The sequence below is a fragment of the Nitrobacter winogradskyi genome (assembly GCF_006539545.1).
Taxonomy (GTDB): domain Bacteria; phylum Pseudomonadota; class Alphaproteobacteria; order Rhizobiales; family Xanthobacteraceae; genus Nitrobacter; species Nitrobacter winogradskyi_A.
In genome coordinates this window covers 40,786-65,457 of sequence record NZ_BJNF01000020.1, presented here as the reverse complement: position 1 = coordinate 65,457, position 24,672 = coordinate 40,786, and the positions used below count along the sequence as shown (strand labels likewise).

Annotated in this window: 20 protein-coding genes and 1 other RNA gene; 8 read left to right on the top strand and 13 right to left on the bottom strand. The window is 63.8% G+C overall.

What is annotated here, in order from left to right; translation table 11 throughout:
* Positions 1-4: 4 nt before the first annotated feature.
* From rocF to NWI01_RS04350, 7 genes are all read right to left on the bottom strand, one after another.
* Entirely contained in the window at positions 5-976 is a 972-nt protein-coding gene (rocF, locus tag NWI01_RS04380; RefSeq protein ID WP_375782168.1) for an arginase, read from the bottom strand.
* Positions 973-3,711 carry a DNA ligase D gene (gene ligD / locus NWI01_RS04375; RefSeq protein WP_141382713.1) on the bottom strand — a complete coding sequence of 913 codons (2,739 nt, stop codon included), beginning with the start codon at positions 3,709-3,711 and terminating at the stop codon, positions 973-975. The genes rocF and ligD overlap by 4 nt, the downstream gene beginning before the upstream one ends.
* A gap of 55 nt (positions 3,712-3,766) precedes the next feature.
* Positions 3,767-3,955 (bottom strand): hypothetical protein, encoded by a 189-nt coding sequence (locus NWI01_RS04370; RefSeq protein ID WP_141382712.1) that lies wholly within the window; start codon positions 3,953-3,955, stop codon positions 3,767-3,769.
* A gap of 24 nt (positions 3,956-3,979) precedes the next feature.
* Positions 3,980-4,963 carry a non-homologous end joining protein Ku gene (gene ku, locus NWI01_RS04365; RefSeq protein WP_141382711.1) on the bottom strand — a complete coding sequence of 328 codons (984 nt, stop codon included), beginning with the start codon at positions 4,961-4,963 and terminating at the stop codon, positions 3,980-3,982.
* Between the two features lie 131 nt (positions 4,964-5,094).
* Positions 5,095-5,670, bottom strand: a complete 576-nt coding sequence (locus NWI01_RS04360) for a LysE family translocator (protein ID WP_141382741.1) — start codon at positions 5,668-5,670, stop codon at positions 5,095-5,097.
* A 76-nt stretch (positions 5,671-5,746) separates the two neighbouring features.
* Positions 5,747-8,779 carry a DNA polymerase I gene (gene polA / locus NWI01_RS04355; RefSeq protein ID WP_141382710.1) on the bottom strand — a complete coding sequence of 1,011 codons (3,033 nt, stop codon included), beginning with the start codon at positions 8,777-8,779 and terminating at the stop codon, positions 5,747-5,749.
* 102 nt (positions 8,780-8,881) lie between these two features.
* On the bottom strand, positions 8,882-9,931 hold the full coding sequence (locus tag NWI01_RS04350; protein ID WP_141382709.1) for an acyltransferase family protein: 1,050 nt from the start codon (positions 9,929-9,931) through the stop codon (positions 8,882-8,884).
* Between the two features lie 167 nt (positions 9,932-10,098).
* On the opposite strand from NWI01_RS04350, the gene hrpB reads away from it, so the two are divergent.
* The 3 genes from hrpB to NWI01_RS04335 all read left to right on the top strand — a co-directional run bounded on the left by hrpB (position 10,099) and on the right by NWI01_RS04335 (position 15,215).
* On the top strand, positions 10,099-12,729 hold the full coding sequence (gene hrpB / locus NWI01_RS04345; RefSeq protein WP_141382708.1) for an ATP-dependent helicase HrpB: 2,631 nt from the start codon (positions 10,099-10,101) through the stop codon (positions 12,727-12,729).
* A gap of 210 nt (positions 12,730-12,939) precedes the next feature.
* Complete coding sequence (locus tag NWI01_RS04340; protein ID WP_141382707.1) at positions 12,940-13,461, top strand: TIGR02281 family clan AA aspartic protease; 522 nt, start codon at positions 12,940-12,942, stop codon at positions 13,459-13,461.
* Between the two features lie 254 nt (positions 13,462-13,715).
* Entirely contained in the window at positions 13,716-15,215 is a 1,500-nt protein-coding gene (locus NWI01_RS04335) for a phosphomannomutase/phosphoglucomutase (protein WP_141382706.1), read from the top strand.
* Between the two features lie 46 nt (positions 15,216-15,261).
* On the opposite strand, the gene NWI01_RS04330 is transcribed toward NWI01_RS04335, so the two are convergent.
* Together NWI01_RS04330 and NWI01_RS04325 are read right to left on the bottom strand one after the other, a co-directional pair.
* Positions 15,262-15,771 (bottom strand): Lrp/AsnC family transcriptional regulator, encoded by a 510-nt coding sequence (locus NWI01_RS04330; RefSeq protein ID WP_141382705.1) that lies wholly within the window; start codon positions 15,769-15,771, stop codon positions 15,262-15,264.
* Between the two features lie 376 nt (positions 15,772-16,147).
* The gene (locus NWI01_RS04325; protein WP_141382704.1) at positions 16,148-16,564 is read right to left on the bottom strand and encodes an HIT domain-containing protein; all 417 of its coding nucleotides are present in this window, start codon (positions 16,562-16,564) and stop codon (positions 16,148-16,150) included.
* Between the two features lie 138 nt (positions 16,565-16,702).
* On the opposite strand from NWI01_RS04325, the gene ffs reads away from it, so the two are divergent.
* The 4 genes from ffs (at position 16,703) to recR (ending at position 19,895) form a co-directional block, all read left to right on the top strand.
* Positions 16,703-16,799, top strand: an RNA gene (gene ffs / locus NWI01_RS04320) — signal recognition particle sRNA small type.
* A gap of 119 nt (positions 16,800-16,918) precedes the next feature.
* Entirely contained in the window at positions 16,919-18,757 is a 1,839-nt protein-coding gene (locus tag NWI01_RS04315; RefSeq protein ID WP_181410363.1) for a DNA polymerase III subunit gamma/tau, read from the top strand.
* A gap of 61 nt (positions 18,758-18,818) precedes the next feature.
* On the top strand, positions 18,819-19,139 hold the full coding sequence (locus NWI01_RS04310) for a YbaB/EbfC family nucleoid-associated protein (RefSeq protein WP_011313699.1): 321 nt from the start codon (positions 18,819-18,821) through the stop codon (positions 19,137-19,139).
* 150 nt (positions 19,140-19,289) lie between these two features.
* Positions 19,290-19,895 (top strand): recombination mediator RecR, encoded by a 606-nt coding sequence (gene recR / locus NWI01_RS04305; RefSeq protein ID WP_141382703.1) that lies wholly within the window; start codon positions 19,290-19,292, stop codon positions 19,893-19,895.
* Positions 19,896-20,021: 126 nt separating this feature from the next.
* On the opposite strand, the gene NWI01_RS04300 is transcribed toward recR, so the two are convergent.
* Entirely contained in the window at positions 20,022-20,429 is a 408-nt protein-coding gene (locus NWI01_RS04300) for a cupin domain-containing protein (RefSeq protein ID WP_181410362.1), read from the bottom strand.
* Positions 20,430-20,444: 15 nt separating this feature from the next.
* Positions 20,445-21,212: a hydroxyacylglutathione hydrolase gene (gene gloB / locus NWI01_RS04295; RefSeq protein WP_141382702.1), complete on the bottom strand. Its 768-nt coding sequence runs from the start codon at positions 21,210-21,212 to the stop codon at positions 20,445-20,447.
* A gap of 329 nt (positions 21,213-21,541) precedes the next feature.
* Between gloB and NWI01_RS04290 the strand changes: the two genes are divergently transcribed.
* On the top strand, positions 21,542-22,282 hold the full coding sequence (locus NWI01_RS04290) for a methyltransferase domain-containing protein (protein WP_011313705.1): 741 nt from the start codon (positions 21,542-21,544) through the stop codon (positions 22,280-22,282).
* Between the two features lie 47 nt (positions 22,283-22,329).
* Here NWI01_RS04290 and NWI01_RS04285 read toward each other — a convergent pair whose 3' ends face one another.
* Positions 22,330-23,034, bottom strand: a complete 705-nt coding sequence (locus NWI01_RS04285; RefSeq protein WP_141382701.1) for a DUF4167 domain-containing protein — start codon at positions 23,032-23,034, stop codon at positions 22,330-22,332.
* Positions 23,035-23,701: 667 nt separating this feature from the next.
* Entirely contained in the window at positions 23,702-24,598 is an 897-nt protein-coding gene (prmC, locus tag NWI01_RS04280; protein ID WP_141382700.1) for a peptide chain release factor N(5)-glutamine methyltransferase, read from the bottom strand.
* Between the last annotated feature and the right edge of the window lie 74 nt (positions 24,599-24,672).

Genomic DNA, 24,672 nt, shown 5'->3' with positions numbered 1-24,672 from the left:
GGGTTCAGTTTCCGCCCCGCTCCAGGGTATTGCTCGGGGTCGGACGATCGGTGATCTGCTGCCCGAACAGGCTGGCGATCAATTCCACCGCGACCCGCGCGGTCCGCCCGCGCTCATCGAGAAACGGATTGAGTTCGACGATATCCACCGAACCGACCAGCCCGGAATCGTACAATAACTCCATGACCAGATGCGCCTCGCGATAGGTCGCTCCTCCCGGAACGGTGGTGCCGACGCCGGGCGCGATGCCGGGGTCCAGGACGTCGAGATCGAAGCTGAGATGCAGCACGCCGTTGCGCGCCCTGACCCGCTCGATGACGCGATGAATAAGGACGGCCACGCCGAATTCATCGATCGCGCGCATGTCGGCGATGGCGATGCGACGGTCCTGCACCAGCTTCTTCTCGAGCGGATCGATCGAATGGATGCCGAACAGGTCCAGATGCGCCGGCGGGATGGAGGCGCGCGGCTCGTCGCCGAGCAGGCCATCAAGCCCGGGTTCTCCGCACACGAAAGCGGCGGACATGCCGTGCATATTGGCGGTCATGGTCGTCAGCGGTGTATTGTAATCGGCGTGAGCGTCGAGCCACAGCACGAACAGTTCGCGTCCCTGCTCATGCCAATAGCGGGCGACGCCGTTGATCGAACCCATCGACAGGCTGTGGTCGCCGCCAAGAAAGATCGGGATCGCGCCGGACTTCGCCAGATCATAAGCGCGCGGGCTGAGCGCGCGGATCCAGTTCTGGATATCGCGGTAGTTGTTGGCCTTGGCGGGAATTGCGTCGGTTGCCGGCGCGAGCCGGGCGATGGAGATGTCGCCGTGATCCAGCACATCGATGCTCAGGCTCTCCAGCACCGGCGTGATGCCTGCGGTGCGCAGCGCGGCCGGCCCCATCAGGGTGCCGCGTTGCGATGCGCCCATGTCGATGGGAATGCCGAGCAGCGCGACCTTTCGGCGGTCGGTCATGGCCGTCATCGCACCAGCCTGCCGATCGCGGTGGTGAGCGGGCGCGCGGCCCTGTCATAGTCCGCCCATGCCTTGCTCTTTTTCAGAAGGTCGGGCGCGGTGCGGAGCGTGAAGCGTTTCGGATCGAGGCCGGTTTTTACCTGCGCCCAGTTCAGCGGCATGGATACGGTGGCGCCGGGACGCGCGCGCGGCGACAGCGGCGCGACCGCGGTCGATTTGGTGTCGTTGCGAAGATAATCGAGAAAGATCTTACCCTCGCGCTGCTTCTTCGACATGTTGATGAGATACTTGTCGGGTGCGTCAGCGGCCATTTGTTCGCAGACGGCCTGGGCGAACATCTTGGCCTGCTTCCAGTTCAATCCGTCTTTGGGCCTGATTGCAAGCGGCGTGACGACGTGCAGGCCCTTGCCGCCGGTGGTCTTGCAGAAGGTTTCGAGCTTGAGCGCCTCCAGCCGCTGCCTCATTTCCCTGGCTGCGGCGATCACGTCGGGAAATGCGACATCCGGCGCGGGGTCGAGGTCGAAGACCAGCCGTCCCGGCACCGTATATTCGTCAGGCGCGCAGTTCCACGGATGCAATTCGATGCCGCCGATCTGCGCCACCGCCGCCAGCGCCTCGATGCGGTCGATCTGGACGTACGGCTTCCGGTCGCCTGACACCTTTGCTTGGGTGACGAGGTCCGACAAGCCCGGCATGGCGTGGCGCTGAAAGAAGGTCTCGCCATCGATGCCATCTGGCGCACGTACGATCGAGCACGGCCGCCCGCGGATGTGGCCGATCATCCAGCCGCCCACGGCTTCCATGTAGGCGGCAAGATCGCGCTTGGTGACCGGCTGCTTGTCGCCCGCATCCGGCCACAGCGCTTTATCAGGATGCGAGATCGCAACGCCCATGACCACAGCGCGATCTCGCCCCGAAGATGCAAGCGACTGGCGCGATGTCGTGGTCTCCTTGCGCGCTACGGCCGCGACCCTTGCGGCGAGCTTGGGCATCGCCGCTCGGGTCGGCATCTCCGCCGTGACCTCACGCGACGGCTTGTCCGCGCGCAGCCCCTTGAAGGCGGCTTGCCGGACCATGCCGTCATCGGTCCAGCCGGCGAATTCGATTTCCGCGACCAGTTCGGGTCTCAGCCAATGAATGTCACGGCCGCCGGCCGGCGCGTTTTTGCCGGAGAACGGGCTTTTCGACGCCGCCGCCGCCTTCAGCGCCGGCATGATGCGTTTCACGGTGTCGCGGCCGTAGCCGGTGCCCACGATGCCGGTATAGACGAGGCGGTCACCGTTATGGACGCCGGCCATCAGCGAACGGAATTTGCCGCCTGTCGTTTTCCAGCCGCCGATCACGACCTCATGGCCGGGCCGGCTCTTGGTTTTGAGCCAGTTGCCGCTGCGGCCGGCGCGATAGGGTGCGTCGATGCGTTTGGAAATGATGCCTTCGAAGCCGGACTCTCGCGCCGTTGCCAGCATCTGTCCGCCGTCCACGTCAAAATGCTCCACGTAGCGGATCGATGCGCGGTTCGATTTCGCAGAGCGTCCCAGCAGTTTGCGAAGCCGGTCCTTGCGCGCCAGCAGCGGCAGCGGGCGCAGATCCTCACCCTCCGCGAACAGCAGGTCGAACGCAAAGAACACCAGTGCATCGGTGTTGCCATCAGACAGCGCCGCCTGCATCGCGGAAAAATCCGGATCGCCCTTTGTGTTGAGCGCGGCGATTTCGCCGTCGACGATGGCGTCCGGCAACTTCGCGGCCGCCTTCGCGATGGCCGGAAACTTGGCGGTCCAGTCGAGGCTCTTGCGGGTTCTGAGCGTGACCGCGCCGCTCTCGATCCGCATCTGGATGCGATAGCCGTCGAGCTTGATTTCATGCACCCAGCCCTTCGCCGTCGGCGGGCGCGTTGCCACTTCGCAGAGTTGAAGCCCGGCGAAGTCGGGCATATCGGTCTTGATCGCGCTGGCCTTGCTCGTTCGCGTCTCGCTTGCTTGTGTCTTGCTTGCTCGTGTCTTGGTCGCTGGTGTCTCGGCCTTCTTCGGCGCTTGCTTGCGGGCTGATGCAGGTTTGGCGTTGGTCTTTGTCGCGCGCGCCTCGGCTGCAACGCCCTTGTTCGAATTCCACACCGCATCAGAGCCGGCGATCCGCGCCGTCATCATGAAAGGCTCCGGCGCCTTGCCCCTGCCTTGCGCGATCTGATCGAGCGTGCGGCTTGACGCGACCGAGCGGTCCTGCTTCAGCACGTCCTCTCCACTACCCGGTTTGGCGTAATCGTCGCGGTGCTTGATCAGCAGCCAGTTGGTTCGCTTTCCGCCGCTGCGATCGTGCTTCATGCGCACCAGCACCCATTCGCCTCTGAGCTTCTCGCCCATCAGCGCGAATTTGAGGTCGCCCTTGGCGAGACCCTTCGCGGGGTGTTCTGCATACCAGTAGCCGCGGTCCCAGATTTCCACGGTGCCGCCGCCGTACTGGCCTTTCGGGATCGTGCCCTCGAAGTCGCCGTAGTCGAGCGGATGATCCTCGACCTCGACGGCCAGCCGTTTCTCGGCCGGATCCAGCGAGGGACCGCGCGTCACCGCCCAGGACTTGAACACGCCGTCGTATTCGAGGCGGAAGTCGTAATGCAGCCGGGTGGCATCGTGCTTCTGGATCACGAACCGCCGTTGCCTGGCGGAAGCGATACGCGCCTTGCCACTTGGCTCCGCGGTTTTTGAGAAGTCACGCTTGTTGCGATAGATGCTCAGTTTTCGCGAGGGCACGGCGTTGGTTCCACCGAGATCGGGGTGTAATGCGGAAAGGGGTGAGACTCTGAGATCATGTTCTCCTCTTCCTGGCGCCCGCACTCCTGCGCAGAGCGTCCTCGAGGTCGATCGGCCGGCCGTGCTTTTTCAGAAGGTCGGCGAATGCCTCGTCCGCCAGATCCTGAAGGGTCGCCATGCGGTCATGGCCAAGTTGCGTCAGCGCGGTCATGGTCTCGTCGTCGAAGGCGATCAGCTTGCGCATGTCAGCGTCCGGCTATCCGGCCTCCTATCCGGCCTTGCGCTTTGCCGCGGGCGACTTTCTTGCGGCGCGCGCTTTCGCCGGTCGCTTCGCGGGCTCGCGCTTGGGCTCCTTGGCGGCTTTTTTGCCTTCGATCGGAAACAGCATTTCGCGTTGACCTTCGACGCGCTTCTTTGACCTCTTGTTGGACCGCTTGCCCTTCGCGGGAGCAACAGTGGTTTCTTTCCGCTCGGCCTTGCCGCCCCTCAGGCTCTGCCGCAAGGCGTCCATCAGGTTGATGACATTGCCTTCGGTCCTGGCCCTGGCTTTCGCGATCGGGTGGCCCGCCTTCTTATGCTCGATCAACTCCAGCAGCGCGGCCTCATAATGATCCTCGAAGGCGGTTGGTTCGAAGCGGCCGGACTTCTGCTCGACGATATGCGCGGCGAGATCGAGCATGTCTCTGGTGATCTTCACCTCCTTGATGTCGTCGAAATAGTCGGATGCCTCGCGCACCTCGTAAGCGTAGCGCAACAGCAGACCGACCAACCCGTTGTCGCGCGCCTGGAGCGCGATGACGTGCTCACGGTTGGTCAGCACCACCCTGGCCAGCGCGACCTTGCCCGTCGCCTTGATGGTGTCGCGGATCACGGCATAGGCGTCGTGGCCGACCTTGCCGTCCGGCACCAGATAATACGGCCTGACGATATAGAGATCGTCGATCTCCGCGCGTGGCACGAACCGGTCGATATCGATGGTGTGGGTGGATTCCAGCGCGATGTTGTCGAGTTCGTCCTTGGTCACTTCGAGATAGGCGTCGGTGTCGATCTTGTACCCCTTGACGATATCGTCGTTGTCGACCTCCTCACCGGTTTCGGCATCGATCTTTTGATACTTGATGCGATGCCCGGTCTTGCGATTGATCTGGTTGAAGCTGACCTTCTCGGACTCCGACGTCGCGGGGAAAAGGGCTACGGGACACGTCACGAGAGACAGGCGAAGAAAGCCCTTCCAGTTCGCACGCGGGGCCATCGGAAAACTCCATACGCAAGACACGTTAATCCTGCGGCGCGTGAAACGTTCCGCGCAGTACCGGCGGCGCCTGCGGGATTGATGTCGCCAGCGCGCTTTGTTTCTTCTTTGTTCCTTGCGGCGACGAACAATCAGCGGGTGGTGCTGAAGGCGAACCAGACGGCGATGGCAGCGAGCGCCAACGCCAGCGCGCGGCGGATGGTCCTTCGCTTGTCCGGCGTCTGGATCGCGCTTTGCAGGCGCGAGGCCAGCAGCACGATGGCGAGATGGACCAGCGTGGCGATGCCGACATAGACAGCCGAGAGCGTCAGCGTCTGCATCGCGATCGATCCCTTGCCGACCTGGATGAAGTCCGGCAGTACCGCGACATAGAACACCGCCGCCTTGGGATTCAGAAGGTTGGTGATGAGGCCGCGGCGAAACGCCTGCGCGGCCCGGATGTCGGGATCGCCGGTGCTGCTCGCGGCAGTCTCCGTTTCGCGAGCCCATGCCTCCCACGCCAGCCACAGCAGGTAGACGACACCGCCCCAGCGCAGCACCTCGTAGAGCAGCGGTGAGTTGTCGATCGCCGCGCTGAGACCGAGCGCCGCAACCAGTCCATAAACGGCGAGGCCGAGAGCGACGCCGCCAACGGCCGCGAGGCCGGCGCGGATGCCTTGTGACAGCGACAGCGCGGCAAGATAGGCCATGTTCGGACCCGGCGTCATCTCGATGACGAGCGAGGTCAGCGCGAACGCGAGCAATCCGGGAAGGTTATCGCCAAAGAGGCCGCTCGAAAACGCGCTAATGGGCTTCGTCCCAGTTGTCGGCGGCGCGGGCGTCGACCTGCAACGGCACCGACAGCAACACCGCCGGGAAGGGCGCGTCCTGCATTACGTGCCGCACCACAGGCAGCGTCGCCGCGACCTCATCGTCCGGCACTTCAAAAATCAGCTCGTCATGGACCTGAAGCAGCATCCGCGCGGATAGCCTCTTCGCCGCGAGGGCATCATCCATCCGCGCCATGGCGCGGCGGATGATATCGGCGGCCGATCCTTGCAAACGCGCATTGATCGCGGCGCGCTCGTTGAAGGCGCGATGCGACGGGTTCGGCGACTTGATGTCGGGGTAATGGCATTTGCGGCCGAACAGGGTCGTGACATAGCCGTGCTCGCGGCAGAATTCGCGGGTCGCGTCCATGTAGGCGCGTATGCCGGGAAAACGCTCGAAATACTTCTTGATATAGGCGGCTGCTTCTTCGCGCGGGATGCCGAGCTGGTTGGCGAGGCCGAATGCCGAGATGCCGTAAATGATGCCGAAGTTGATGGCCTTGGCCCGGCGGCGGATTTCGCCGGGCATTCCCTGCACCGGCACGCCGAACATTTCCGAGGCGGTCATGGCGTGGATGTCGAGGCCGTCGCGGAACGCCTGTTTCAGCACCGGGATATCGGCGATCTCGGCGAGCAGCCGCAATTCGATCTGCGAGTAATCGGCGGAGACCAGTTTGTGTCCGGGAGCGGCGATGAAGGCGCGGCGAATCTTTCGGCCCTCCTCGTTGCGCACCGGGATGTTCTGCAGGTTCGGCTCGTTCGACGACAACCGGCCCGTGGTGGTGGCGGCGAGCGCATAGGTCGTGTGCACGCGTCTGGTCTGGGGATGAACGTATTGCGGCAGCGCGTCAGTGTAGGTGGATTTCAGTTTGGAAACCTGCCGCCAGTCCAGGATCTTGCGCGGGAAGTCGTGGCCCTGCTCGGCGAGTTCGTCGAGGATCTGCGCCGAGGTCGACCATGCGCCGGTCTTGGTCTTGCTGCCGCCCGGCAGGCCCATCTTTCCGAACATGATGTCGCCGATCTGCTTCGGGCTGCCGACATTGATCGGCTCGCCGGCGAGTTGCTGGATCTCGGCTTCCAGCCGGGCCGCGGTCTGCGCGAACTCGCCCGACAAGCGCGACAGCACCTGCCGGTCGATGGTGATGCCGCGCCGCTCCATTTGCGCCAGCGTCGCGATCATCGGCCGCTCCAGCGTCTCGTAGACCGTATTCATGCGTTCGGCGGCCAGCCGCGGCTTTAGCACCTGCCACAGCCGCAAGGTCACATCGGCATATTCCGCCGCGTAAGCCGTGGCGCGCTCGATCGCCACCTGATCGAAGGCAAGCCTGTTCCTGCCGCTGCCCGTCAGCTCGCCATGGCTCAGTGTGGTGTGGCCGAGCCAGCGCTCCGCCAGCGACGCAAGATCATGGGAACCGCGCCCGGCATCAAGCGCGTAGGAGATCAGTTCGATGTCGTCGTGATTCTGCATGACGATGCCATGCTGTGCCAGCAGCACGGCGCTGAACTTGACGTTGAGGCCGATCTTCAGGTGGCCAGGGGATTCCAGGATCGGCTTCAGGAGCTCCAGCGCATCGCGAATCGCGATCTGATCGGGCGCAAGCCCGGCGGCGAACAGTCCCGCGCTGTCGCCGGACTGCTTGTGGCTGAGCGGAATGTAACACGCATGGTTCGGGGCGAGCGCCAGCGCGATACCGGACAGCTCGGTCTGCATGGGATCGATGGTCGGCGCCAGCGCTTCGAAGGCGAAGCTGCCGTTGTCATCGATGCGGGCGATCCAGTCGCGCAGCCGGTCGAGCGTGCGGATGGTTTCGTAGGCGTCGGGCCGGACCGGCAACGCGCGCACCGCTTCAAGGCGTGCGGCGGCAAGGGCCGCAGGCGTTTTGATTTCCGCCCCGCTCGTCGCCTTTGCCCTGCTGGCCGGCGTGCCCCTCGCGACGCTATCGCTGCTGCCGAACAGATCGCCGTTGACGGCGGCTGCGGACGCATTGGCTCCCGTCGCCGAAAGGCCGCTGGCGTTTTTCGCGTCCGGCTCGATCTCGGCCGCGTTGACCTCGGAATAATCCGCGACGCGCTTCGTCAGCGTGGTGAATTCCATGGCCTTGAGGAAAGCGATCAGCTTGCGGGCGTCGGGCTCCTGCACCGCGAGGTCGTCCAGCGGCACATCGAGCGCGACGTGATCGTCGAGCAGCACGAGTTGCCGCGAGATGCGCGCCTTCTCCGCGTTATCGATCAGCGCCTCGCGGCGCTTCGGCTGCCTGATCTCGGTGGCGCGGGCCAGCAACGTGTCGAGGTCGCCGTATTCGGTGATGAGTTGCGCAGCGGTCTTGACGCCGATGCCCGGCACGCCCGGAACGTTGTCGACGCTGTCGCCGGCCAACGCCTGCACCTCGACGACCTTGTCGGGCGGCACGCCGAATTTCTCGATCACCTCGGGGATGCCGAGGCGGCGATCCTTCATGGTGTCGTACATGGTGACGCAGCCGTTGATGAGCTGCATCAGATCCTTGTCCGAGGAGACGATGGTCGCGGTGGCGCCGCGCTCGCACGCTTGCCGCACGTACGTCGCGATCAGGTCGTCGGCCTCGAAGCCGATCTGCTCGAGGCAGGGCAGGTCGAACGCCTTCACCGCCTCGCGGATCAGTGCGAATTGCGGAATCAGGTCATCGGGCGCGGGCGGCCGGTGCGCCTTGTAAGCGGGATAGAGCTTGTTGCGGAACGTCACCTCGGACTTGTCGAAGATGATCGCGAGGTGCGTCGGCCTGTCGTCTTTCGGCATGTCGCGCAGCAGCTTCCACAGCATGTTGCAGAAGCCGAGCACCGCGTTGACCTGCAAACCGTCGGATTTGCGGGTCAGCGGCGGCAGCGCGTGATAGGCGCGGAAGATGTAGGAGGAGCCATCCACCAGAAAGACGTGCTTGCCCTGCAAAGTGGTCCCGGCCGCTTTCACCGGGGGAATCGTCGCGGGGGCGGTGGCCGGGATCTCGGCTGCGGCGGGCTTCTTCGACATGGCCGCAACTTAAGGAGTTTCCCGCCAAATGGCACCCCCGCGGCGCTCTCATGACCGACAAAATCGCCAGGACTTTCTACTGGGCTACGGCTTCGGGCTGGGCTATTCGGCCGCAGCCTGGATCGTGGGCGCGCGTTTTTTCGGCGCGATCCAGAAGGCGTCAGGACGCTCGAACAGGAAATTCGCCCGCGTGTTGCGGCAGGCCCACCAGATCAGCACCGCGCCGGCCACGCCGGCGATGGTGACGATCAGGGAGACCAGGCCGATATCCTGGATAAGACCTGACTTCAGCAGGATCGTGCGAGAGGCGGCCATCGGCAGGAAGAATGCGAGATAGATGACGATCGAGTGCTCGCCGCAATAGCGCAAGGTGTCCAGCCAGCGCATTTTCGCCAGCAGGGTGCCGGCGGCGATGATGGCGCCCGCGCCCGCGAGACCGAGCGCGAGCGAGACGATCGGCCATTCGCTGATTCCGGCGTGGACCAGTGCGCCGTTGACGACAGCCCACAGCGCGATCACCGCCAGCGTCCACCCCGGATAGGCGCGGGCGCGGTTCGACCACGCGAATACGTAGCTTGCGAACAGGTAGCCCGAATAGATGTAGACGAAGCGGGCGGCGAATTCGTCGATCAGCGTCCAGCCGGTGGAGATGTGCGCCATCTCGAGCGCCGCTGCGGTTCCCCAGACCGCCCAGGGCGGGATGCGGCGGGTGGCCTTGATGACCACGAAGAAGACCGGCAGCAGATAGATGAACCACAGCGTGCCGAACGGGTCGATGAACGACATCAGCCAGAGCCTGACCACGCCCGGCCATCCGAATTCGGCTGCGAAGGCCGGGGCCTTGAAGCCGAACTGGATCGTGACCCACAGCACGTAGAAGTAAGCGAAGTGCACCACCTTGCGGTCGAGATAGGTGCGCCAGTCGCGATTGATGACGAGCGGCAGGAACAGGCCCGAAAGCAGGAAGAAGTCCGGCATCCGGAACGGCTTTGCGAACTCGACGACGTAGTGCATGAAGCCGGTCTCACCGGCCGCGGCCTCGACGCCCAGCACTGAATGCATCATCACCACCATGATGATGCAGATGCCTTTGGCATAGTCGACCCAGTCGACCCGCTCTTTCGTCTGTGCGGCTGTGCCGTTTCCGGTCATGGATGTCCCTTTTCGGCGCGCTTCGGCATGTTTACACGAAGATCGGTTGCGTTCTCCTTTCATCAATCAAATAATGTGCCGGGTTTCCGGAAAGTGATAGGACGGAGCCATCGCGTTTTATTGGACGCGGAAAGGCTTCGGTTTGGCCCGCGTCCTTGCGGTGCGTTATGAGACAGGGCGGTAAAGCCGTTAACCATGCCCTGCGCCCGGACCGATCCTTGAAGGAACCATTTGCCAATCCGCTTCCGATCGACGCCGTGCTCGGCGAACTCGGACGCAAGCTTGTTGCGCACGCCGCCGCGGTGCTGGTGGCGCCGCCGGGCGCCGGCAAGACGACGCGGGTGCCGCTGGCGCTGCTCGATGCGCCCTGGATCGAGGGAAGGAAGATCGTCGTTCTGGAGCCGCGCCGGATCGCGGCGCGCGCCAGCGCGGAACGGATGGCGCAGACCCTGGGTGAGCGCGTCGGCGAGACCGTGGGCTATCGCGTGCGCTTCGGTTCAAAGATCTCGCGCAAAACGCGTATCGAGGTCGTCACCGAAGGGATTTTTTCGCGGCAGATCCTCGACGATCCCGAACTGAACGGCGTTGCCGTGATCTTGTTTGACGAGTTTCATGAACGCTCGCTCGATGCGGACATGGGGCTTGCGCTGGCGCGCGACGTGCAGAGCGGTTTGCGGGAGGATCTGCGCATCCTGGTGATGTCAGCAACCATCGACGGCGCGCGGGTGGCGAAGCTGCTCGGTAGCGCGCCGGTGATCGAAAGCGAGGGGCGCGCCTTCCCGGTGGAGACGCGGTATCTCGGCCGCAAACCTGATTCACCCATGGAGCGGCAGATGGCCGACGCGATCGCCATGGCGTTGCGTGCGGAGGCCGGTTCGCTGCTGGCGTTTCTGCCGGGTGCCGCCGAAATCCGGCGCACCCAGACCATGCTCGCCGAAAGAATCCATGATGCGTCGATCGAGATCGTGCCGCTGTTCGGCGCGCTGGACGCGGCGGTGCAGGATCGCGCCATCGCGCCCGCGCCGCAGGGGCGTCGTAAGGTGGTGCTGGCCACCTCGATCGCCGAGACCTCGCTGACCATCGAGGGGGTTCGCATCGTGGTGGATTCCGGCCTGGCGCGGGTGCCACGCTTTGAGCCTGACATCGGCCTGACGCGGCTCGAAACCATGCGCGCCTCGCGTGCCGCCGTGGACCAGCGCCGGGGCCGCGCCGGGCGCACCGAGCCCGGTGTCTGTTATCGGCTATGGGACGAGCCGCAGACCGCCTCGCTGTCCGCCTATACCCAGCCCGAGATCCTTAGCGCCGATCTGTCATCCCTGGTGCTCGATCTGGCGCAATGGGGCGTGCGCGATCCCGCCACCCTGACGTTTCTCGATCCGCCGCCCGCGCCCGCGTTGAATGAGGCGCGAAGCCTGCTGCGCGAGCTTGGCGCGCTCGACGCCGACGGGCGGATCACGGACGAAGGAAAAGGCCTGCGCGCGCTGGCTCTGCCCCCGCGACTCGCGCGCATGATCGTTGGCGCGCATCGTCTCTGTTCGGGCCGGGAGGCCGCCGACATCGCGGCGGTGCTGACCGAGCGCGGCCTGGGCGGCGACAGCGTCGATCTCGACGCGCGACTCGATCATTTTCGCCGTGACCGCGCGCCACGCGCCGCCGGCGCAAGGCAGTTGGCGGAGCGGTGGGCGTCGCAGGTGGCGGCCTCTTTTCCCTCCCCCCTTGCGGGGGAGGGTCGGGGACGAGGGTCTGCTGGGCGGGCTCGGAATTTAACCCCCACCCCTAACCCTTCCGGGCGGGAGTCCTTGCCCGTCTCGGCGCCACAAGGCGAAGGTGAACTCAGTACTGGCGAAATGCTCGCTCTCGCGTTTCCCGATCGCGTCGCGCGCAATCGGGGCAACGGGTCGTTCGTGCTCGCCAACGGTCGGGGCGCGTCGGTCGATCCGGCCTCAAGGCTGGCGCGGGAGCCCTTCATCGCGGTCGCCGAACTGACCGGCACGGCGGCGAGCGGCCGTATCCTGCTGGCTGCGCCGATCGCGCAGGACCAGATCGAAACGCGCTTTGCCGGCCAGATCGAGACCGACGAGGACATCTCGTTCGATCGCGCGGCGATGAGCCTGCGAGGGCGGCGGCGCAAGCGGTTGCGCGCGATCACGCTTGCCGAAGCGCCGGTGGCGGTCGCGCCGTCGATCGCGACGGCGCGCATCCTGGCGGAAGGACTGATTGATGCGGGGCTGGATCGCTTGCCGTGGTCGAAGCCGCTGAAGCAGTGGCGCGATCGCGTCATGTTTCTCCGCGCAGCGGAAGGCGGGGAGTGGCCGGACCTGTCCGATGCCGGGCTCGCGGCCACGGCCGAAACGTGGCTGTCGCCCGCGCTGTCCGACAAGACCGCGTTGAAGGAATTTTCAGCCGGCGATCTGTCGGAAGCGCTGATGGCGCTGCTGCCGTGGAATTTGCGCGCGCGGCTGGAGCGTGAGGCGCCGACCCATTTCGAGGCGCCGACCGGCAGCATGCTTGCGATCGACTACGAAGCCGGGCAGGGGCCGACCATCGCTGTCCGGTTGCAGGAATTGTTCGGCCTGACGGCGCATCCGTCGATCGCGCAGGGCAAGGTGCCGCTGGTTCTGGAATTGCTGTCGCCGGCGCATCGTCCGGTTCAGGTGACGCGTGATCTGCCGGGCTTCTGGCGTGGCAGCTATGCCGCCGTTCGCTCGGATCTGCGCGGACGCTATCCCCGCCATCCCTGGCCGGACGATCCGGCCAATGCGATGCCGACACGGCGGGTGAAGCCGCGCGGGACCTGAAAGGTGGCATGACCCAGCTCTTCAAGCAGCCAGATCTTCAAATAGCGAGGTGTTGAATACGTCTCGCGTCAACGCTTCACAGATCTCCGTTAACGCTTCGCTCATGCTTTTCTCAAATAAAGAAGCGCGTAGCCTGTCGTAAGTTATGGCGGGCTGACGGCCGCGCGTAAGATCGTGACGACCGTTCCGGTCGGTCAGTGAGTATGTGCCATGCGTAACCTGATGATTTTTGCCGCGCTTCTGATAGGTGCCGGCACCTATATGGCGCAACTGGCTGACGAGATGACCACGACCGCAGCCGCGGGGCCCACCACGTCGATGCAGCCGGCAGCATTGGAGGCGATTCAGGATCGCGATGGCATCCGCAGCGTCAGCATTGCGCGCGACGGCCGGGGTCACTTCCAGACGGAAGGCCGGATCGATGGCGCGCGCATCGGCTTCATGGTGGATACCGGGGCCTCCGTGGTCGCGCTCAACGAAAGCTCCGCCGCGCGGGTCGGCTTGCGGCCCTCGCGGAACGACTACACGACGACCGTGACGACGGCTAACGGCAAGCTCAAGGCCGCCCGCACCCGGCTCGCCATGGTTGACATCGGCGGTCTCATCGTCCGCGATGTCGATGCCATGGTGCTGCCCGACGAGGCCCTGTCTGAAAATCTGCTGGGTCTGTCTTTTTTATCCAAGCTCAGGCGCTTCGAATTCGCGAACGGGCGGATGGTTCTGGAGCAATAGCCTGCCGCGCCGCTCGTCCTGATGCGCGCTGTCCTGCCGTCGCGAATTATGCCGCAATTCCCGTTCACAGACCTGTAGCGTTTTCGAGCGAAGCGGGTCCCGGTTCGCGTCCAGACAACGCGTTAGAATAAAGTTTGAGCCCGGCTTTGATTCCGTCAAAGCCGTAACAATTCCAGCTCCCGCATTTCCAGCAGCCGTGGCATCGTCCGGCTGTATTTCCTTACGTCATGTCCTTTCCTTGCGAGGCCGTCTGCATGTTTCCGAAGCCGAAGTCCGTTCTGGCGCCGAACACCTATGCCTATGAATCCGAGCCGATGGTGAAGGCGACCGGATTTCGCGAATATGACGCGCGATGGCTGTTCGGCAAGGAAATCAACCTGATGGGCATTCAGGCGCTGGGCATGGGGCTGGGCACGCTGATCGGCGAACTCGGCCAGAAGAAGGAGATCGTCACCGGTCATGATTTCCGCAGCTATTCGTCGTCCATCAAGTACGCGCTGATCTCCGGCCTGCTGGCGTCGGGCTGCAAGGTTCACGACATCGGACTGTGCATGACGCCGATGGCGTATTTCGCGCAGTTCGAGCTCGATGTCCCCTGCGTCGCCATGGTGACGGCCTCGCATAACGACAACGGCTGGACCGGCGTCAAGATGGGCGCCAACCGGCCGCTGACGTTCGGGCCCGATGAGATGACGCGGCTCAAGGAGATCGTACTCGACGCCGCCTTTGCCACCAGGGGAGGCGGTTCCTATGAATTTCACGACAATTTCCCGGCGCGCTACATCGCGGATCTGACGAAACGGCCGAAGCTGAAGCGCAAGCTGAAGGCTGTGGTGGCCTGCGGCAACGGCACCGCCGGCGCGTTCGCGCCTCAGGTGATGGAGGCGATCGGCTGCGAGGTCATCCCGCTGGATACCGAGCTCGACCACAGCTTCCCGAAGTACAATCCGAATCCCGAAGACATGAAGATGCTGCACGCGATCCGCGATGCGGTGCTCGAAAACAAGGCCGATCTCGGTCTTGGCTTCGATGGCGACGGTGACCGCTGCGGCGTGGTCGACAGCACCGGCGAGGAAATCTTCGCCGATAAGGTCGGCGTGATGCTGGCGCGCGACATGTCGGCGATCCACAAGGATGCGCATTTCGTGGTCGATGTGAAGTCGACGGGATTGTTCGTCACCGATCCGGTGTTGCAGCAGCAGGGCGCGCGGGCGACCTACTGGAAAACCGGCCATTCCTACATGAAGCGGCGCACCCATGAGCTTGGCGCGCTCGCCGGTTTCGAGAAGTCAGGCCACTTCTTCTTCAACGCGCCGATGGGCCGCGGTTACGATGACGGGTTGATCTCGGCGATCGCCGTTTGCGAGATGCTCGATCGCGCCGCCGGCAAATCGCTGGCCGATCTGAAGAACGCCTTGCCCAAAACCTGGTCGTCGCCGACGATGTCGCCGCATTGCGCCGACGAGGCCAAATACGGCATTGTTGACAGCGTAGTGAAGCATTTCGAGGCCGCCAGGGCCAACGGCGACAAGGTGGCGGGCCAGCCGATTCGTGATCTCGTCACCGTCAATGGCATCAGGGTGACGGCGCAGGACGGAAGCTGGGGGCTGGTGCGGGCCTCATCCAACAAGCCTGAACTGGTGGTCGTGGTGGAAAGCCCGGTCTCCGAGCAGCGGATGCGCGACATGTTCGAGGCGATGGATAGCGTGCTGCGTACCCATCCCGAGGTCGGCGAGTACAATCAGAAGATTTGATGGTCCCGCATGAACGGTGAAGCCGGCGGCGTAACGATTGGAATCGCTACGCCGCGCTCAGGGCAGGCACCGGCAAAGCCGTCACTGACTTGATCTTTTCCATCGCGAATCGCGAGGTGACGTTTTTCAGCGCGACCGAACTGATCAGCTTTTTATAGAAGAGGTCGTAGCTCGCCATGTCGGCGACCACGACGCGCAGCATGTAATCGACGTCGCCCGCCATGCGGTAGAGTTCCATCACCTCGGGCATCGCGCTGATCGCATCGGCGAATTTTTTCAGCCAGACGTCGGAATGGTCTCCGCTCTCCACCGACACGAACACCGAAATGCCGAGCCCGATCTTGTTCTGATCAACCAGCGCCACCCGGCGCAGGATGATGCCGTCGGCTTCGAGCCGCTGAATCCGTTTCCAGCAAGGTGTCGAGGACAATCCGACGCGGTCGCCGATCTCGGCCACGGAAAGCGATGCGTCTTCCTGCAGCACGGTCAGGATCTTGCGGTCGATGGCGTCGAGGCGACGACCGGTCTCAATGATTTGAGGGGTGAGATCGTTCATGGTAGAATATTGTTCCAATGTTTAGGTTGTTAAACCTCATATATAGAAAAATATTCCAGTGCAAGAGTTATCATTCGGGATCGGGCGGGCGCGAATCCGTCCTTGCCAAAAAGGTTTCCATTTCAGTGCGTTGCGGGCTGGCAAAAGCGCCGCCAAGTGCTGGCAGATTCCGCCCGCGGAAAGGTCAAGTACGGGAGGGGAAAGTCCGATACGTTGAAATCGGCGCGTTCTGCTGCGGGCCTGGAGCATGATTCGATCAAGTTGGATCGGGCCGTGCTCCGGAAACATGCTCTGGAAATTATTGTCTGATCGCTTTTTCTTGCGGCCAACAGTCATCCCGCTTGGCCGGAAAATGCTCCAGATCCTGACGGTCAGCCTAACCGAGCCCTATCCCGCGCCGAATTGCTTCAATGAGTGTCTCGAGTTCTGCCGGATCGTATTCGCGCGCGGGCGCCGCGCCCCAGACCGGAGCGGGCCACGCGGCGTCGCTTATGCGGCGCGCGATGACATGGACATGAAGCTGCGGCACCTGGTTGCCAAGCGCGGCCACGTTGAGCTTGTCGCAGCCCGTGATGCCCTTGAGCACTTCGGACGCGCGAGCGATCTCCGTCATCAGACGCGAGCGGTCGTCATGATCAAGATCGATGATCTCGATCGCGCCAGCCCGTCTTGGCGCCAGAATGAGCCAGGGATAGGTGGCGTCCTTGCTGAGCAGGAGCCGGCTGAGCGGCAGGTCGCCGATGCCGACCGTGTCGTTGTCGAGTTGCGGGTGAAGCGACCAGGTTTCGGACATCGTTCGCGGATATTTTCTGAGGAATGCCGATGCAGACTGGCGCAGCGGTCCGCCGAAATCAATGGTTCGGAACCGGTACGTTTCCGGAGCCGTCCTCGCTGCTTGCTTTCCCGTGCTTTTGGCCCCAAATAGGAGGCGGGAGATTGGCGGTGGACGAGCCACTCGCCAACCGGGTCAGGTCCGGAAGGAAGCAGCCCTAACGAGGTCCGGATCGGGTCGCTCGTCAGTCTCCTACCTCTTGTCGGGCGAGCCGTGCTTTTCGGAGATCTTGCCAGCGCCGGACGCGCGCGGCCCGAAGGCTCGCTCCCCTTGTTCCGCAAGCCGGCTTCGAGAGAGAAAATTGCGGATCGCTCAATGACCGATGCTGGCCATCCCTCGACGCTCCCCGATGACGCAGCCGGCCAAACCGGTCTCGACCTCGGCGTGACGCCATCCGGATCGAGCGCGCAGTACCGCGTGCTGGCGCGCAAATACCGTCCGGCAAGCTTTGACGATCTCATCGGACAGGAGGCGCTGGTGCGCACGGTGTCCAATGCGTTCGAAACGGGGCGGATTCCGCAGGCCTGGATCCTGACCGGCGTGCGCGGTGTGGGAAAAACCACCACCGCGCGCATTCTTGCCCGCGCACTGAACTACGAGCTTGCGGACGGCTCTGTGCAGGGACCGACCATCCGGATGCCGCAACTCGGCGTTCATTGCCGGGCCATTATGGAAAGCCGGCATATCGACGTGCTGGAGATGGACGCCGCTTCTCACACCGGTGTCGACGATGTCAGGCAGATCAACGACAGCGTGCGCTATGCGCCGTCGAGCGCGCGCTACAAGGTCTACATCATCGACGAAGTTCACATGCTGTCGACGGCGGCCTTCAACGCGTTCCTGAAGACGCTGGAGGAGCCGCCGGAGCACGCGAAGTTCGTGTTCGCGACCACCGAGATCCGCAAAGTTCCGGTGACGGTGCTGTCGCGCTGCCAGCGGTTCGACCTCCGGCGCGTCGAAGCCGAGGTGCTGATGGCGCACCTTGCCGCTATCGCGGCGAAAGAGAATGTCGAGGTGGAGCCGGAGGCGCTTGGCATCCTGGCGAGGGCGGCCGAAGGCTCGGTGCGAGATTCCCTGTCGTTGCTCGATCAGGCCATCGCCCATGCGGCTGGCGTGGTCCGGGCCGATGCGGTGCGGCAGATGCTGGGACTTGCGGATCGCACGCGCGTCATCGATCTGTTCGAGGCGCTGGCGCGGGGCGACATCGCGAGCGCATTCGGTGAGTTTCGCTCTCAATACGAGACCGGCGCCGACCCGGTCGTCGTGCTCAGCGACCTGGCCGAGTTCGTCAACTTCGTGACGCGCATCAAGATCGTTCCGGCGATCGCCGACAACGTCGCATTCGGTGAAACGGAGCGCCTGCGCGCTCGCGATTTCGCCGTGAAACTGTCGATCCGCGTGCTGTCGCGGATGTGGCAAATGCTGCTGAAAGGAATCGCGGAAGTTCAGGGCGCGACGCGGCCGGCGGCCGCGGCCGAGATGGTGCTGGTCCGCATTGCCTATGTTGCGGACCTGCCGACGCCCGATGAGGCGATCCGGCTGCTGGATCGGAATGGCGGCGAATCGCCGGGCGCCACCACCCATGCCGCGCCGCACAGATCGACCTCGGGATCAGTGTCATCCGTTCCGTCGTCGGCTGCGCGGTCATTGTCGCCGCGCGCCGCCGCGGAGCCGGCCCGTCCGCAGGCTGCCGCGCCGATGGCCGACACAGCGGGCGCGATTCCGGCGATGCGGATCGAGAGCCTGACCGAACTCGTGGCGCTTGCCGGCGAAAAGCGCGATCTGATCATCAAGGCCGCGCTGGAGGCCGACATTCGGCTGGTCCGCATCGAGAACGGCCGGCTTGAGGTGGCGCTGGAGCGCAGCGCGGCGCGTACGCTGGTGAACGATCTTGGGCGCAAGCTGGAACAATGGACCGGCCGGCGCTGGACGGTGATCGTTTCCAACGAGCCGTGCCAGCCGACACTGCGTTCGCAGGCGCTGTTGCAGAAAAGCGAGCGGGAGCGCGCGGCCGAGGCTGATCCGCGCGTTCAGGACGTGCTGGCGCGTTTTCCTGGCGCCAAGGTGGTCGAGGTGAGAAAGTTCGCGTTGTCGTCGCCGGATTCCGATGCCGCTCCTGACGAACTGACCGATGATCCGGACAGCGGCGACTAGAGCCTCTCGGGCTCCGACGGAGTCAGAATCGGAAGGCTCCAGCAAAAAAAAGGAAGGTTTGATGGCTGATTTTCTCGGCATGATGAAGCAGGCGGCTCAATTTCAATCCAAGATGAAGGCCATGCAGGACGAACTCGACCAGATCGAGGTCGATGGCGCGTCCGGCGGCGGCCTTGTGACCGTGCGGATGACAGCCAAGATGGAAGTCAAGGGGATCTCGATCGATCCGTCCCTGATCAAGCCGGACGAACGTGAAATTCTCGAGGATCTTGTCGTGACCGCACTTGCCGACGCGCGCCGCAAGGCGGAGGTCGCGATGCAGGAGAAGATGCAGGCATTGACGGGCGGGCTTGGCTTGCCGCCCGGCCTCGGGTTCTCATGATCCGCGCGTGAGGAAAACGCGTCAGGTCAGAATCTGTGAGCCTCGCTTCTGATCGCGTCAGACGCGGGAAGGCTCTGGCGTCCTTTCGAATCGAAGTTCGCGAAGGGGCGCAGCGCAGTTTGGCGAACTTCGAATTCGGGACACGAGAAGATGCCGACCGCCGTCACCGGACCCGAGATCGAGCGGTTGATCCAGTTGCTTGCGCGGCTGCCGGGGCTTGGTCCGCGCTCGGCGCGGCGGGCCGCGCTGCATCTGATCAAGAAGCGCGAGGCGTTGATGGCGCCTCTGGCAAGCGCGCTGCAAGTTGCGATCGACAGGATCAGGGTTTGCGAAACCTGCGGTAACATCGACACCCGCAGCCCATGCACGATATGCACGGATGTCCGACGCGATCCGTCTATCATCGTCGTGGTGGCCGATGTGGCGGACCTCTGGGCGCTGGAGCGCGCCGGCGCCACCAATGGATTCTATCATGTGCTTGGCGCGACGCTGTCACCGCTCGATGGCGTCGGCCCGCAGGATCTCACCATCGATGCGCTGGTGGCGCGGGCGCACGATTCGCGCGTGACGGAAATCGTGCTTGCGCTGAATGCAACAGTCGACGGCCAGACCACCGCGCACTACATCACCGACCTGCTGGGCGAAGCCAACGTGAAGGTCACGCGGCTTGCCCACGGCGTTCCGGTCGGAGGCGAACTGGATTATCTCGATGAAGGGACGCTGTCGGCCGCGATGCGGCAGCGCACGCTGTTCTAGAGCATTATCGCTTCTGATTGAATCCGGAGCGAGGCTCAAGATTGTTGTTTTGACACGTTTTCTTCACGCGAACCGGTGTCCATCCTTAGGGCTCAGTCCCGCGGACATGCTTCGCTTGAAAACGCTCTACAATTCAAAGCCGGAAAATTCGAACCCCGGCGCAACCGTGCACCCCACCAACGTCCAGTCACCCGTGCTTTCCGCACTCTGCCAGGCAAAAGCGGGTACCAGCGCCTGCGGTGTTTCGCCCGCCGCGAGATCCGCGCCGAGACGCAGGGTGCGCGTGAGGGCGCCGTCTTCGATTCGCAGCAGCAGCGGACTGCCGGCATAATAGTGCCAGACCTCTACCGCGTCGATGCGATGCCGTTGCGAACGCTCACCGCGCGCCAGAAGAAAGTAGATCGCGGTGGACGCGGCGCGGCCATGCCCGTCGGTACGGGTGTCGCGGAACGTCTCTCGATAGTGGCCGCCTTCCGGGTGCGGCTGAAGATCAAGCCGTTCGATGATGTCGGTTGCGGAAAGCGCCATGTCCATCAGCGTGCCGTCAACTCACGACTTGTTCTTGCGTTCGCGCAGCTCGGCGAAAACCTCGACCCCGCTGGCTCCTTTCATGTGAACCCCGGCCGCCACCGCCGGATCGTCGGCGCGCAGGAAGACGTTGGCTTTCTTCTCCTCGCCCATCAGGGTCGGCACCGTCGGCTTGCCTTCGGCGCGCAGCCGCGTCACCTCCTCGGCGCGCGCCTTGAGAACCGGATTGTTGGGCTCGATGGTCAGGGCGAATTTTATGTTTGAGTCGGTATACTCGTGGCCGCAATAGAGCCGGAAACTGTCCGGCAGCGCGCGCAGCTTCAAGAGCGAGTCCCACATCATCGGATAGGTGCCCTCGAACACCCGTCCGCAGCCGATCGAGAACAGGGTATCGGCGGCGAATACCACTTTCTCATCGTCGAACACGTAACTGACGTGGTCCAGCGTGTGCCCGGGCGTTTCCAGCACGCGTCCCAGCAGCGTTCCAACCTTGATGATGTCGCCCTGGCCAACCCGCAGGTCGACGTTGGCGATCTCGGCGCTTTTGTCATGCGGCGCGACCACCCGGCAGGTGTACTTCTGTTTCAGTCCCGCCACGCCGCCGACATGATCGCTGTGATGATGGGTGATCAGAATGTCGGTCAGCACCCAGCCTTCGCGATCCAGCGCCTGGATGATCGGCTCGGCCTCGGGCGCGTCGATCGCGGCGGTCGCGCCGGTTGCGGGATCGTGAATCAGGGCGCCGAAATTATCGGTGAGGCAGGTGAACAGGCGGATATCGGCGGTCATGTCGTCTCCGTGGGTCCGGGGTCGGCGCGAGTGTCCCGGCTGCGAAGTTCGCTGGTCGGACCTTGCGGGAAAAATGACGCGAACCCCCGGGAAACAAAGATTAGAAACTCTCCGGCTTTGACGGAATCGAGCCGGTCCGGGCTTTGTCTGACGCGTTATCCTGCCGCAGACGCCCGCGATTCTCCGGAAGGCCCCGAGGATATCCTCGCTCGGAATCGCTATAGCATAGGCGATTTCGTGGTGAAACAAGCCGTTAACGCCGGTTACGATGGCGCAAATCAGGCCGGGCAGGGGTGCCTGAGTTGCCGGCGACATGGTAGATTGTGGACATGGCGATCGACGTCATCGACCTTCGTGACTTCTACTCGCAGCGTCTCGGCGTCGTGGCCCGGCGGCTGATCAGTCGCGCCATTCATGCGCACTGGCCGAACATGAAGGGGCAGTGCGTCGCCGGCCTTGGCTATCCGACCCCTTACCTCGGTCTGTTCCGCGAGGAGTGCGAGCGTTGTATCGCCTTGATGCCGGCGGCTCAGGGGGTCCTGAAATGGCCGACCGCGAGGCCGGCGCTGGCGACGCTGGTCGACGAATTTTCATTGCCGCTGCGGGATGCGGTTGCAGACCGGATCCTGCTGGTTCATGCGCTGGAGATGTCGGACGATCCGGAAAGTCTGTTGCGCGAGGTGTGGCGCGTTCTCTCGCCATCGGGCCGGATGATGGTGATCGTTCCCAATCGCCGCGGCATCTGGACCCGAACCGATGTAACGCCGTTCGGCCACGGCCAGCCTTACTCACGCTCCCAGATCACTCAACTGCTGCGGCAGACATGGTTCACCCCGTCCGCCTGGGGCGAGGCGCTGTTCGTGCCGCCGATCAATGGTGGCTGGTTCCTGCGCTCCGCCGCTGTTTGGGAGCGTATCGGCGCGGCGCTGTCCCTGCCGTTCGCGGGCGTTCACCTCGTCGAGGCCACCAAGCAGGTTTATCGGCCCATTGCCGCGAAGCGGGAGCACAGCCGGCTGATCCCGGTATTGCAGCCCACGCTCGCACCGTCCTCCTATAACGCCGAGGAGTGAAATCAGGATCGGTGTTTTCACCCGCGAAGGAAGGACGAAGTGAGGGGCTACTCGTTGCCGGGATTGAAGTCCTCGCTCGGAGCCGGCGGCTGCGCCATGCTTTCAGGACGCGGGCCATGCGGGCGGCGGCGGCGGCGTGGCGGGAAGCGGTCGCTGCGCTCGCCGCCCTGATGGCCGTTGCTTTCCGACCTGCCGCCGCCGTTCAACTGCGGCTGCGATCCCGTGATGAAGGACGGGAGGCGGTCGACGCCGCCATTGTCGGCGGGCTGTAACGCCGGCTGCGGCTGACGGTATTCCCGGGGCTGCTGCTGATCGCGCTGGTAGGGTTGCGCCTCGCGTTGATGGTGGTCGCGCGGTTGCTGAACCGGGACGAATCCCGGCTCCGCTCCAAAATTCGAGAAGTTCTCGCTGTCGTCCTCACCCGCCTCATCCGTGGCTTCGACGTCGATCCGCGGCTGTTGTTGCGGCTGGCTCTGGCGGAACTGTTCCTGCGCCGCGGCGATCAGCCGAAAATAATGCTCCGCGTGCTGATAGTAGTTTTCGGCGGCCACGGGATCGCCGGATGAGCGAGCATCGCGGGCGAGCTGGAGGTATTTTTCGGCGACGTGAGAGGCCGTGCCGCGGATCTTGATGTCGGGACCATTGGATTCGAACACCCGCGTCATCGGGTTCTGGCCGCGCCGGTTGTTATTGTTATTGTTATTATTATTCCGGTTGCGCATCCGCTTGTTGTTGTTCTGACCGTTTCTCATGTCCCGCCTTCGGTTATCAGCCTTGAAGTTCTCGCTTGTCGTTCTGGCGAAAATTTCCGCCCACGACACCCCTCGAGTTTGATTCAACCGCGTTAAATCAGACTCGTCGCTTATCTTTCTGTTTGAGCATGATTTTTTCCGAAAACCCGTTTTCACTTTCCGCGATCATGCTCCAGAGCTTCCGCTTTTGAACAGAATTCAGAAGCGACACTCTTACTCTCGGACCTTGATCTGACGCGCTTTCTTCACGCGAACTGGTATCCATCCCTGGGATAAGCCCGAGGGCGTACTTCGCTCGACAACGCTCCCGGCCAAGCGCGCATCGGCGCCATTCATTTCCATAGTTAAAGACGCGTTCCCGGGGTCGCCGGCGGGCGCATGGCGCCAGCCCGGCCAGATCATTCAGCTAGAGACATCAAACTCAGGTTTTCTTGCGTGAGTCCTCAAGCGCAGTATCAGGCTTTCGTTCGCTTCGCGGTCGCAAGCGGCGCAGCTCTCGGCCATCGCGCTCGATATGACCTGCCTTCAAGGGACCGTTCACCCGGGTCGGTTCTCGTCCGAGAACCCGACTCACCTGCAGCAAGGCTGCGGGGCCAAACCCGGGACCGATGGTTGTGCATAAAACGTAATCGCTCCCGAGGGATATTCCAAGTGGTTTTTTTGGGGCTCAATCCGGCTTTCCAAGGGCAGTCTTGCCGGCCACGACGGCGCGGCCGATACCCGCGAGGTCAGCCCTCACAGATCCCATGACCGTTAATCCCGCGGCGGTCACCAGCCGGCTGACGGCGCCGCCCTGGCCTTGCCCGATCTCCAGCACCAGGAGGCCGCCGTCCGCAAGCAGCGCCGCCGCCTGCGGCGCGATCCGGTGATAGGCGTCGAGCCCGTCGAGGCCGCCGTCCAGTGCAAGATGCGGATCGTGATCGCGCACCTCCGGCGCCAGCATCGGGATGTCGGCTGAGCGGATGTAGGGCGGGTTCGAGACGATCAGGTCGAATGGGCCTGACAGACCATCCGCATAATCGCTGACCAGGAATTGCGCGCGCGCCGCGAGGCCGGCGCTTCGCGCATTGGCTCTGGCCGTGTCTAGCGCCGCTGCGCTGAGGTCCGTGCCGACGCCGGCGGCCGCCGACAATTCGGTCAGCAACGCCAGCAGGATCGCGCCGCTGCCGGTGCCGAGATCCGCGATGCGAAGCGGCTCCTGCATCCTGCCTTCAGCGCGGAGGACGCCGAGCGCGGCCTCGACCACGGTTTCGGTGTCGGCCCGCGGCACCAGCGTATCCGCCGACAACTTCAGTGGCAGTCCCCAGAACTCCTTCGTTCCAAGAATGCGCGCCAGGGGCTCGCCCGCAAGCCGGCGTTGCGCCAAGGCATCAAGGCGCGCCGCGTCATCCTCGCCGAGTTGTTGCAAGCCTTGCGCGATCAGACCGGTCAAATCGAGGCCCAGCACCGTGCCGGTGAGTATGCGGGCTTCGAGCGCGGCGCTGTCGATTCCGGCGGCTTCAAAGCGCGCCGTCAGCGCGCGGCGGATGCTCTCTATTGTCTGTGCGGCGAATGAGTCGGCCACAGGGTTGATTCCTTTCCTTCTCCCTTGCGGGAGAGGGAGTAAAGACGTTCACCGGGATGAGGCTTTGGCGTCAG